Origin of the sequence: Vibrio hepatarius, from assembly GCF_018860525.1 — a bacterium.
Taxonomy (GTDB): Bacteria; Pseudomonadota; Gammaproteobacteria; order Enterobacterales; family Vibrionaceae; genus Vibrio; species Vibrio hepatarius_B.
The window spans coordinates 74,971-87,519 of sequence record NZ_JAHKPM010000070.1 but is presented as its reverse complement, the minus strand read 5'-3'; the positions used below and the strand labels follow the sequence as shown (position 1 = coordinate 87,519).

The 12,549-nt window shown below is 42.3% G+C and carries 10 protein-coding genes; 1 reads left to right on the top strand and 9 read right to left on the bottom strand.

Going from position 1 to position 12,549, the window contains the following annotated elements:
• Position 1: 1 nt before the first annotated feature.
• The 7 genes from KO511_RS21840 to KO511_RS21810 all read right to left on the bottom strand — a co-directional run bounded on the left by KO511_RS21840 (position 2) and on the right by KO511_RS21810 (position 5,980).
• On the bottom strand, positions 2–454 hold the full coding sequence (locus tag KO511_RS21840) for a hypothetical protein (RefSeq protein ID WP_215989537.1): 453 nt from the start codon (positions 452–454) through the stop codon (positions 2–4).
• Between the two features lie 13 nt (positions 455–467).
• The gene (locus KO511_RS21835) at positions 468–905 is read right to left on the bottom strand and encodes a YHS domain-containing (seleno)protein (RefSeq protein WP_215989493.1); all 438 of its coding nucleotides are present in this window, start codon (positions 903–905) and stop codon (positions 468–470) included.
• Positions 902–1,636: an NRDE family protein gene (locus tag KO511_RS21830; RefSeq protein WP_215989492.1), complete on the bottom strand. Its 735-nt coding sequence runs from the start codon at positions 1,634–1,636 to the stop codon at positions 902–904. Before KO511_RS21830 ends, KO511_RS21835 begins: the two co-directional genes overlap by 4 nt.
• Positions 1,637–1,639: 3 nt before the next feature.
• Entirely contained in the window at positions 1,640–2,188 is a 549-nt protein-coding gene (locus KO511_RS21825; RefSeq protein WP_215989491.1) for a DinB family protein, read from the bottom strand.
• A 21-nt stretch (positions 2,189–2,209) separates the two neighbouring features.
• Positions 2,210–3,340 (bottom strand): D-alanine--D-alanine ligase, encoded by a 1,131-nt coding sequence (locus tag KO511_RS21820; protein WP_215989490.1) that lies wholly within the window; start codon positions 3,338–3,340, stop codon positions 2,210–2,212.
• On the bottom strand, positions 3,324–3,923 hold the full coding sequence (locus KO511_RS21815) for a DedA family protein (protein ID WP_215989489.1): 600 nt from the start codon (positions 3,921–3,923) through the stop codon (positions 3,324–3,326). The genes KO511_RS21820 and KO511_RS21815 overlap by 17 nt, the downstream gene beginning before the upstream one ends.
• Positions 3,924–4,126: 203 nt before the next feature.
• A complete protein-coding gene (locus tag KO511_RS21810) occupies positions 4,127–5,980 on the bottom strand; it encodes a hypothetical protein (protein ID WP_215989488.1) in 1,854 nt (617 codons plus the stop codon).
• Between the two features lie 557 nt (positions 5,981–6,537).
• On the opposite strand from KO511_RS21810, the gene KO511_RS21805 reads away from it, so the two are divergent.
• Positions 6,538–7,812 (top strand): dicarboxylate/amino acid:cation symporter, encoded by a 1,275-nt coding sequence (locus tag KO511_RS21805; protein WP_215989487.1) that lies wholly within the window; start codon positions 6,538–6,540, stop codon positions 7,810–7,812.
• A 117-nt stretch (positions 7,813–7,929) separates the two neighbouring features.
• Here KO511_RS21805 and glgB read toward each other — a convergent pair whose 3' ends face one another.
• Together glgB and malQ are read right to left on the bottom strand one after the other, a co-directional pair.
• Entirely contained in the window at positions 7,930–10,077 is a 2,148-nt protein-coding gene (gene glgB / locus KO511_RS21800) for a 1,4-alpha-glucan branching protein GlgB (protein ID WP_215989536.1), read from the bottom strand.
• Positions 10,078–10,331: 254 nt separating this feature from the next.
• On the bottom strand, positions 10,332–12,509 hold the full coding sequence (malQ, locus tag KO511_RS21795; RefSeq protein ID WP_215989486.1) for a 4-alpha-glucanotransferase: 2,178 nt from the start codon (positions 12,507–12,509) through the stop codon (positions 10,332–10,334).
• Between the last annotated feature and the right edge of the window lie 40 nt (positions 12,510–12,549).

Sequence of the window (12,549 nt, the reverse complement as noted above, 5' to 3'; positions counted from 1 at the left end):
ACTACTCTCCTTTGACTAACAGATTTCGTGTAAACGAACCTTCAGTCTTAACATCTCGGATGAACAAGAAAACACCACACGCCCAAACAATGCAGGCCATACCAAACAGTAAACCACCGTCATCTCCAACAATCTCACCCATAGCATTAAATTCAGGCATGACTACACCTAGTGGAGTAAAGAGATGAAAGAAAATTGCTCCGGACATGATTCCAGCACTCATTGCTGCGCCCACACCATGAAAACGAGTAAACAGCAGCACTGAAGCAATCAACTCAGAAATACCGACCAAATACCCTCCATATATCCCAAACCATTCAAGGCCCGACCATTCTCCTAAGGTGCCAAAAATATGATCTGTCTCATTAGAACCAGAAAACTTAAAGAAAAGTGATTGAACAAACACAAAAGCGATAAAAGCTGCAGGGATATGTTTAACCGGAGAGATTTTCATCATTAGAATCCTTTTATTTGATAAGGTTTGGCCAATTCACATTAGCTTGTTTGATATGGCCTGCACGGTCCTTATCCCACATATTTTTTACGTCTGCGTTGTAATTGAGATACAATTTTCCATCAACAATCGCCCATTTTTCAGGGTCTGAAGAAGCAAAATCATTCTTGGCAGAGACCGCCCATGCACAGTAGCCACCATACTGAGGAGCATAAGCTTCTGGGCTGGCTTTAAACTTGTCTAAGTTCTCCTGAGAGGAAAAATACCAATCTGCCCCTTGATACTCAAATTGCCATTTATCATCCCCTTTTACAGGTTTTCCTTCGGTAAAATACGCCACCGTATCGTAACCACTTACCGCCTTATTACTAAAATATCCGGTAGAGATTTTATCTGCAGACCAAGAAGGCCAACTCACAAATAATATAAAAAGGGCCAATAGCTTCTTCATTTAAAAACTCCTTGCTCGGTCATTAAACATGTTTTTTCGATTTCAAAATCAACACCACTATTGTTGTCAATGGATTGATAATACATTTTCTGGTGATCTGCGCAGGCAGACACTGAGGTAAAACTTACCGTTCTGGCATCATCTCTTGCCATTAAAGGCGAAAGGTGCGGATGATCGTTATCAAAACTCATGTGAAAACGAGTACCCAGTTTTTTTACTTTTGTGGTCAAACGTAATTTTTCATACAAATCAACTCTGTATCTACGCGCTTGTTGATAATGCTTAGCCGATGATACAACGGGTGCACTAATAATAGAGTGTTCCAGATTCTGACCATCCCATGTCCACGCATTGACTTGCTTAGTTCCATCAAGATCGAAAGAGACGAGAGTAAAAGGAGCAAAAGACGTTAAATCCATCTCCAATAAACGTAGTCTAACTGTTCGGCTAGAGTCACTACTCGCCAGCTTTTTCACCACGACACCTCGGCTGGTAAGCATACTTTGTGGAGCGCGCCCCTGATAGTAGTTGAGCAGGCATATCGTCACAGCATATTGATTGGTGGATATCCAACTCCCGCCACCTGCAGAATCTATCGGCATTACACAATTTACACCATCAATAACAAACCCTTGAGGTTCAAGTGCTGCCATGCGAGTGCGCTGCTCATCACGGTTAAAATACACCTCATAATGTCTACTGTCGTAATACGTCCAAGATAGTGTGCACATAAATTATTGTGCCCTCTGATATGTCGCTGTTGCTGGTGCAAGACCAAATCCAGTATCGGATGCAATACCACGTAGAGAGGCCGTAACTTTGATCATTGCAAAATGATGAGTTGCATGGAGCGCAGCAAAGGTCAGCTCACGGGCAAGGGAAGATTGAACTTCTTCTGCACAAGTTTGAGACAATAGTACTTCTGTCTCAACTGTCACAGCTTGATCAAGGCGGCTGGCTGGTAACTTAAATAGCCATTCAATCAACTGTTTTATTTCTTCCTTAGCAGTGTTTATCTCTCTTTCTACGCAATGCCCTCTTCGCCTAACGTTGTAATCAATCTTGTCACAGTCGAGTCGAATGGCATGAAACAAGTCCAGCCAGTGACGATAATGCTCACCTATAGAGCTATTCATATGAGGGGCTGCAACAGAAGTATAGTCTTCAGGAGATAGTCTATCCAAAAACTCTAATCCCTGGTTAAGGGTTTCAAGGCAACCAATCAAAGTTTGGGAAGACAGAGATTGAATCGGCTCGGATACAGCTGTCGGTGTATTCTTCATATTATTTCCTAAACAAAGCGATTAATCCGTCATCGGATAAAGTTGAGTCAACAATTTTTCCTCACGCCACGCTTGCAATAAGGCTCCCAAGGAGGGCGTCTTATAGCCTTGCTTCTTATGTTTCGAGCCGATTTGGTACAGTAAGCGATACTGTTGAAGCAGCGTACTAAATATATGTGACAACGAAGTGTCGCTATCCCAAATATGGGCAGCTTCACTACTTGCGCCGTTGATTTCTAAAATATCAAAGTCAGTACCACACATTAACAGTTGGATATCTTTGAACTTCACATCTAAGCGGCCATAGTTAAAACCTTTGAAGTCTCCCAAAATCTGATCTAATTTTTGCTCAAGTTCTGGAGTGATAAACTGATTCCCATTACGGAAAATACATCCTCTTGAATGGCTACCCGCAAATGCCAACTGAAATTCATCCCCTTCAGGAATAGCAGTATCTAAAGCTTCCTTATGACGGGGGAGGTATAAGTGCTGTAACTTTCCTGCCCTTGGACAACGTTCTATCAATTGTTTGAGGGTGGACTCGCCATCACCCACAACATAAGGAGAATATTTTAAGGTAATAGAGATGACTTTACCGCCTTTCTCTCCTGGCTGGCGGACATAAAAAATGCCCGCCTCAGCACTATAGTTGGATCTCTCTTGCAACAAAAACCGGCCCTTATTCGGGAAAGTTTCAATGTAATCTCGCAATTGTTGATCGTTTTTAATCAACTTGACTCCCACACCACGGCAACCCAAATCTGGTTTAGCTACAAGCGGATAGTTGAGTGCTTTATCTTCCATTGTTGTTTTTGCCAAACTGAATAATTGCTCTTGTTCAATATCGGTTTTCTCTAAAAAAATGAAAGGTAATACCCACTGACGAGTAACCTCTCCAGCGGCACCAAAAATATCATGTTTCGATTCTCCGACCATGCCGCTGAGTTTAATTGCAGGATTAGCAATTAAAGGTAGAGCCCAGTCCCTGTGGTACACACTTAAAGCAGCACTTTGTAACACAACCGGTGCATAAACAAACCATGCGGGTAAAAACTCAAACGGCGAGATAACCCTCTTAGGAGCAGGAAGAATTGGCATTCCGCCATTAACCTTCCCTTGTGGAATCATTTGAATACTAGCGAGCGTTGTCATACATGCCTCTTAGTAAGGTCGTTGTAATAATTTTGTTTAACATCCACATTAAGCATAGCCCTACAGGTATCAGTGCCCAGATAATATGGCTATCTTTGAGCCAAGCCACATTACCTAAATGATAAAATGAGCCAAAGATTAAAATGGTCCAAAGCGATGTCGCACCAATAACGGCAGCTAAAAAGCGCATGATCGGGATATCGAGGAAGCCACTTAGAGTAAAACCTACCGTGCGCAACCCAGGAATAAACCGAACAATAAATAAAGTCACAAGCGCATTTTGGTGTAGTTTTCTATTTATCAGACGAACACGCCGATACTGAAACATCCGATAACGTAAGAAACGAACACGTTTGGCACTTTTACCGATGAAATACAATCCTAAATCTCCAGTAGCAATACCAACAAAAATCGCAAACAAGGCGGTACTCATCGGCATTAATTCTTGCACAGCAAGAGTCGCCGCCGTCACTATGGCTAAGTCTTCAAGTAAATAAGAAAGTAAGATGATGCCAACAAACAGTACCCAAATAGAGGTATGCCCAGCGTACAACCACGCTTGTATCTGATTTGCTAACTCCATAACAACCTCGATTTCTCTCTACAAGCCGCTATACAACTTATCAACCAGATAAGTCCTATAAGGCAGCGCCATGGTTAAATAGATAGAAACACCACTAATAAAATTTCACTTAAAGACAATTTAGTTGAAAAAAAACGCCATGAATAAGAAATCATGGCGTTTTTTCAATGTCAGATAGCTCAAAAGCTACTTTAGTATGTCATTTAAGGACAATCGTTACTGGCAGCGCTTGGGAAACGCCACACTGTATTGTAAGTATCTCCTTCAGCAGGATTTGGTTCATCTCCTTTCGTCCACCACTGATTCTGATATTCCTGCCCTTTGTAAGTAACCACGGTACATTCGACGCTGTATTCTGTTGATGGATTCCATTCTTCACCATCAACAGGGGGCGTGGTTCCTCCGTTGCCATTATCGTCACCTGTGATTTCTCCACTAACCGCACCGAGATCTGCTGTACTAGACTCTAACTGTACAAATGCTTGGTAGAGGAAATCAAATAAAGCATTACGTTGAGATTCAACAGACAAAGAGTAAGAGGTATCGAGTGTTACTCCCGCGTTTTCTATCGCTTGCTGAAATGCCAGCTCTGCTGTGCCTTCATCAATTAGCTTTGGTAATTGCTCTTGCTGGGTTTTGTATGATAGTTGAGCAAACACTTTGACAAAAACGGGTTCTAGATCAGCGACTGTTAGTATCTGAGTATTAGTCATGTTTAGACCAGATGCGGATAAATCCTTACCAAACAGCTGGTCTGCGTAAAAGGAAACTTGACGTGGATAACGGAAATACGTCGAATCTCCCTCAGTATATTGATTGTTGTCAGAGATCACCTCTTGGTACCCTTGTGGGTCAAGATCATAATCATTCAAATATGGCAACTCTGAAGTAAAGTCAAAGTTAGTTCCATCACCGTAGGCACTAACACAAACATCGAGGTAACTCTGAAATACTGGACTATAGTCACCCGCATTGTAAATAACATTGATTAAGAAATCGGTTAAACGAAGGGCATTAGGATCGCTGGTAAATCCCTCGTCTTTCAGTGCTGTGTTAAAACAGGTATTCCACGCTTCCTGGCTCTGATACCAACTTTGACCAGCTAATACTTCTAAGCGGTTAATATCATTGAATTGGAAATAAGTCGCTGCGATCGGGCCAAAGTACATGTCGTCTAGAGAATCTGGCCCAACCCGCTCACTTTGCGCACTGCTGTCTTGATCATCAATGGTGTAGCCCAAACCTTGGTATAGCGCATCGTAGTTAATTAGACCCAAAGAGCCAGGTGTTGACGCGTCCGGTAGACGTTTGCTGTAGTCATTAATTTGATATGGACCACCTTGCCCCACAGCAAGCAATTGACTCGCGTATCCCGGCTCATGAATCGCTTGTTTCTCGGCCTCCGCAGAATAATCAGGATTGATTCTAGAGTCCGATAGCCCCGCTTCTTGTAATAATTGCGACAAAATAGAACCAACTAGATACTCCTTATTGAAATGAACTTCAGGATATTTTTTCTCAACAAGGTAAGAATACAGAGTACCGGCAATTAAATTAGAAATGACCACATCTGTCGCATAAGGTGTATTTAAGTTGAAAACATCAATTGTCGTCTGCGCATCATCATAAGGGAAAGTAACATGATGAATAACGGCATTTTCAGTAGGCAAAACATCTGTGCCTCCTTCCGTTCCTCCATCTCCACCGCCACTTGGCGCCCCATCGAAAGTTACATCTGCGGAAAATTCAGGCCATTGCTGTACTTCTTGACCCGCGGCATTGCCACCAGCAATGACGAAAGCCCCATTACTCCATACGGATTCACCCACGTTGACACCCGGCACTTGAGGCAGAGACTTAAATGCCATTTTATAGCTGCTGAGTTGACTTGTATCTAAGCCACCTTGTTCACTAGGGTTTGACTTATATTGGCAATACCACCCTGGATCACAGTTGTCAGGAGTAAAAATTAATGTTTGCTCTATTGTATCCGCCACTGCGCTCCATGATGGAAGCAAAGCAACCCCGATTAATACACTTAATTTATTGAATTTCATATAACCTACTTATTTTTTATACCCGTACAATCACATATTAAATTAGTTATTTTACATCGGAAAACAACCCTCCCTAACGCTAACAATCACAGAGCCAACCTCATAATAAAATTTTATAAAAACATTAAAAAATGACGACAAATCAACCAGATCAAAACTATTTATCATTTTTCAAGATGGCTTTATTCTCTTCGTCAAAAATGTTGGTTTTGTTAAGATCTATAAGTTTGAATAAAATGATAAGTTCATTGGAAACCCAGACGATCAGGAGGATGGGTGGCCTTTCCTCTTAAGCCTAATGCGTGGGGTGGTATTAGAGATTAAAGGTGGTAAATTGGGAAAAATTATGACTAACCAAACGAAAAAACTGTTGAGGGTGAAAAATAATCCCCCTAAAGAATCTTTTAAAAATAATATCTATCGATTTCTTATAACTTTATCTTTGGCTATGTAACCAAAGTCTACTACCCAATTCAGGTATTTTATTTTACCCTTCGTCACTTATTCGCACCTGCCTCATTTAAGGCGGTATTCAAAATAGATACAAGGAACAAGGCATGGGAGCCTTTTTAAAACAATCATTAACTACCCAAATTATCATTGCTGCACTCGTTGCTTGGGCTACAACTCAGTTATTACCCTTTGAAAAACACACTTTGCTAGCATTAAATGAACCACTTTCACTAATCAAACTTGTTTATTTGGGATTGCTAAAAGCCATTGTCGGCCTCATGGTGATGTTCAGCCTAATTGAAGGTATTAGTAATATCGGAAGCGTTGTCAGACTCAAACAAGTAGGTTCCGTAGCCGTTGTTTACTACTTAATCACAACTACTATTGCAATATGCATAGGTCTAGGGGCAGCACTTATGATGCCTGAATGGACACCACTAACCTCTGCGCCTCCTGCTGCCGATAGCTTAACTTTGATTGACGATTCATCCGCTCAAGGAATAAGCATTTTAAATAAACTACTTTCCATGGCGCTGATGAATCCGATTGCCGCCTTATCAGGTAGTAATTTACTTGCCATAGTCACCTTTTCCATTCTTATTGCAATTGCCCTACTGGCAACTTTAGACAATTCTCATCCTGTCTTTGAGGTTGTAAAAGGGATAAATCAGAGTATTTCTACTTTAGTTAGAGGTATTATTCGCTTAGCGCCATTTGCAGTATTTGCTATTGTTTTCGAATTGACGATTGAATCAAACAGTACCCTATTCAGCCAATTATTCGAGTTTGGCTTACTCGTCTTTGGCCTAACAATGATTCACAGTTTGTTCGTACTACCTCTGATTGCAAAACTGGCAACAGGAACATCACCCATCCCATTGTTCAAGGCTCTTTCAGCACCAATGTCGATGGCTTTAGCCACTTCATCAAGTTCAGCCACACTGCCTCTTAGCCTTCAAACCGCTAAAGAGAAATTGGGAGTATCAGATTCCACCAGCAGCCTAGTATTACCGATGGGAGCTGTAATGAATATGGACGGTACTGCTCTATTTGAAGGAGTAGCCGCTGTATTCTTAGCTCAATTATTTGGTATTGATCTATCAACAAGTGGGATCGTGATGATTTTCATCATGGCAATGGTATCATCGGTTGGGGCTCCTGGGATGCCGTCAGGTTCAATGTCTGGCATGCAGCTCGTCCTTCTAGCCGCAGGGATCCCTCTTGAAGCAATCGCCATCCTTCTCATTATTGAAAGGCCTTTGGATACATTTAGGACAGCGGTTAACGTTCAAGGTGATTTAATTGGCGCTATGGTCGTCGATCGCTGGAGTAAAAAGCATTCAATTGAAGAGCATAAACCTAGTCAGCTTACGAACTAAAGAAATGGATGACCATCTGGTATAGCGTACTACCTAGAATATACTGAATCACCTCTGATACTAAACGCCCACTAGCATTAAGTTAGTAGGCGTTTACTTTTCTACATAAAAGGGGGGCTATATTAGCTTGTAGAATACCGTTGCCAATGGTGGAATACGCATCAGAAGAGATTGAGGCTGGCTTTCACTTTCAACGAAATCTGTCACTATAGAATGGTTAATCGCATAACCACTGCCAGCATAATGGGTATCATCCGTATTGAGCAACAATTGATATTCACCAGCAAAGGGAACCCCAAGACGAAAGCTATCGTGCGAAACAGGGGTAAAATTGCTAATAACTAAGATGCGCTCCCCCTTATCACTTAAGCGCTCATAGGCCAAAATTGAGGCTTGAGCTGCATCTTGAAGACGCCATTCAAAACCACGCGGTTCACAATCAAGCTGATACAAAGCAAGCTGTGATGCATACAGTTTATTGAGGTCGCGGGTTAATGACTGCACTCCCTGATGGCGCTCAAAATCAAGCAAAAACCATTGTAATTGTTCTTCATGGTTCCACTCTGCGGTTTGGCCAATTTCCGCTCCCATAAAATTGAGCTTTTTACCGGGCTGCGCATACATATAACCTAAATAAGCTCTAAGATTGGCGGTTTGCTGCCATTCATCTCCTGGCATTTTGCTATGGATAGCGCCCTTGCCATACACGACTTCATCATGCGATAGCGGTAAAACATAGTTCTCACTATGCGCGTAGACCATTGGAAAAGTGATAGTGTCATGGTGATATTTTCGATGAACAGGCTGCTCTTTGATGTACGATAAGGAATCGTGCATCCAGCCCATATTCCACTTAAATCCAAAACCCAGCCCCCCCATAAATGTTGGGGTAGAAACATTTGGAAAGGCCGTCGACTCCTCTGCAATAGTCATTGCATTGGGAAAATATTGATAGACTTGTTCATTCATCCATTTCAAGGTAGCAATTGCATCATAGTTTTCATTTCCTCCATCGACATTTGGAATCCATTGATCATGACTGCGTGAATAATCCAGATACAGCATGGATGCCACCGCATCGACCCGTATTCCATCAACATGAAACTGTTCAAACCAATATAAAGCATTAGAAACTAGAAAGCGGCGTACATGTTCTCTACCTAAATCATAAATGTAAGAGTTCCAATCTGGATGCCAACCGCGACGAGGATCCGGATCGTGGAATAATGGTGTACCATCAAAATTAGCTAAACCATGCTCGTCAGATGGAAAATGCGCCGGAACCCAATCAATCACGACACCTATGCCTGCCAAGTGACACTGATCGACAAAATATTTAAAGTCATCCGGCGAACCAAACCTACTGGTCGGTGCAAACAACCCAACCGGCTGATAGCCCCAAGAGCCATAAAATGGATGTTCAGACACAGGCATCAGTTCTACATGGCTGTATCCCATATCTTTCAAGTAGGGTATAAGTTGCTCAGCGAGCTCGCGATAGGTAAGAAAATCGCCTTTGTCATTTCGTCGCCAAGAACCTATGTGCACTTCATAAAAGGATAAGGCCTGTTTTGTTTTTTGAGTGATAGGGCGGTTTTGCCACTGTGAGTCTTGCCATTTATATCGGCTATGATCGTATGTCAATGAAGCAAACGACGGATACTGCTCTGCATACGTTCCCCAGGGATCTGCTTTGTGTGGTAAACCTTCTCCATTAGGGCCTTTTAGTTCAAATTTATAGTGGGCACCCTCTGCCAAATTCGGGATAAATATTCCCCAAATACCGTAATCTAACTTTTGCATTGGCGTGCGGCGCCCATCCCATTGGTTAAACTCTCCAACTAGGCTGCATGCCGACGCATTAGGTGCATACACGAGAAAACGTACACCATGGATAGACTTACCTGCACGCTGTAAAGTAACAAATTGGGCCCCCATATGGTGATACATTTTGTTTGGAGTATGCAAATCCTCAAAATCAGCGTAAATGGCATGATATTGATATGGATCATCAAGAATTTGCTCAGAGTCTGGCCAACTTACCGCAAGTTGATAATACGTTTTGCTTAAATCTCGCGCGTGACGCAAAATAAAGCCCGATGAGCCCTCGCGCTCCAATGCTAGACGGGTTTCCCCATCTAGAATTACTTCTACCTTATCCGCACCCGGCATCCAAACTCTCAAGTCCCCCTGCTTTGGTGCTAGAAATGGTCCTAGAAATGAAAATGGCTCAGAGCAAGATGCCCTTGAGAGCTGGTTGTACATTATACTATTTTTATCTCTTATTGCCGTTTTCAAGTAATTCTCTCCCTAGCCTAACTTTCTGAGCATTAACTCATTTTTAAATTTAGCTAACTACTGCAAAGAGCACTATATGGTGAATGTGAGCTCAAAGCGAAAAGTAAACAATATCTCGTTTAATACATGTAAGCCCGTTCAAAATGCGGGCTTCTTATACAATGAAAAGTGTGAAGAACACTTATATCCTATGTTTGATAATGCCCTCACTGAACTATCAGTTAGCTTGCTTTCGCCCGTGCTTTAGTTAACTTGCTAGCAATACGGTTCACCTTTTCTTTGGCAAAAATCTCATCAAGATTCATAGAGAGCTTGCGCCGCCAGTTAGGGTATTCATCGATGGTCCCGGGAATGTTAACGGGCTTATCCATCTCTAACCAATCTTCAAGTTGGACACTAAGTAGTGCTGAAGAACCAGATGCAACATGCTGCTGAAGCCCTTCAGCCAAATAAGAGTCCATCGGGACATATTGGGCATCACCCCCAACCCCATCGGGTAAGAACCCGTGCCATGACACGGAATCAAGAATCCCTTGTTTACTCTCCAATCGATCAGTAAATAACCCTTTTAGCTGCTCTTCATCTGGGTATAAGCCCAACTCTTGACCCATTTTAAGATCATCACAATGCCAAAAACCACGAAGCGTAGGCATATCATGTGTACACAATGCTGCCATCGACTGCTGAGTATAATGCTGTGGTGAAAGGTACCCTCCATCTTCTTTTGATGTTTCAAAGAAAAAGACCTTATAAGAGTGCACACCTGCATCACTCAACAGCCCCACGATCTCATCAGGTACAGTACCAAGGTCTTCACCAATCACACTGCATTTATGTCGGTGCGACTCTAGTGCTAGAATTGATAACATATCCTCAACCGGATAATAGAGATATGCCCCCTGAGTCGCCTTTTTATTTCTTGGGATCCACCACAAACGTAAAAGCCCAAGAACATGGTCGATACGTAATGCACCACAATGCTTCATGTTAGCCCGTAACAGCTTGATGAAGGCTTCATATCCAGTTGCTTGTAACATTTGAGGATTAAGTGGGGGTAATCCCCAATTTTGCCCCAAAGGTCCCAATACATCAGGTGGCGCACCAATACTGACATCCATAACCAAGTTTCCATTATCAGCCCAAGTTTCAGCACCAGAGTCAGCAACACCAACGGCTAAATCACGATACAGTCCAACTAACATCCCTTTTTCTTCTGCCAGTGTCTGAGCTTCATGGATTTGTATATCTGCAACCCACTGTAGATACATATACAAATGAACTTGGTCTAAATTTTCAGCCATAAATTTGTCAACGGCCACACTATCAAAGCAACCCAGTTCTTGAGGAAAAGCTGGCCATCCCCAAATATTGGCATCTTGAGCATGTAAAGCTGCATGCAATGCATCAAAAGTCGCTTGGTGCAACAAACTATCACCACCTTCTTCAACAAAAGCCAGAAAGGCTTCAGCTCGTTCGGTGCATTTATTAAGATGGCGAGTTTTAAATTCACGATAAAGTAGCGGTAACACACTCAATTTAAGCTCAGCCACTTCCGTATAGTTAACCCAATGAGATTCACGCACTTTCTGCAGGCGCTGCTGAAACTCTGCACTGCCAACTTTCTGCTGAGCCTCCACGGACAAAGAAAATTCGGCAACAGAGCTCACATCAATGTACATAATATTTAACCAACGTCGGGACGATGGGCTGTATGGGCTTGCCCCCTCTGGATTGGCAGGAAATAAGGCATGGACAGGGTTTAATCCAACAAAATCACCTCCTCGTGATGCGATATCTGAAACCAACTGTTTTAAGTCCCCAAAATCACCCATTCCCCAATTATGCTGTGTACGAAGCGTATATAGTTGTACACTCGGACCCCACATCTTTTTGCCGCTTTCGATTTCTTGTTGTTTAAAGCAAGATTTAGGGGTAACAATTAATGTCATTGTATAAGGTGATTTTCGACGCTTACGGGTCATCGTGAGCTTGTGATATCCCCACTCAAGATCATTGGGTAATTCAAAAACTAAAGGCCCACCTGTACTTCTCTCATCGCGAACAATTTGTGATTGTAGGTACCCTTCTAATACTTGCCCTTGTTCCGTATCTAAACGCCAACTGAATTCACTTTCACGAGCACTTACCCCTAAGTTCATTGCCACATGAATAGGGTTGCCATCATGCACAACCAATACTGGGTTTAAAACGTCTTGCTTGTGTTTCTTTTGTGCTGATTTCAGTAGCCTTTCATCATTGAAAGTGTCGTAACCTAAAGATGTCAGTAAATCTCGAATAGTTTGCTCTTCAACGTGTGTCTCTTCTCCCCAAGCGCTTATATAACTACTAGAAATATTGGCCATTTCAGCGACTTGGTTTAAAATTTTTTTTTGTATCATCGCAATCTCCGAAGGAGTTTCTACCTTCCATATGTTGAGT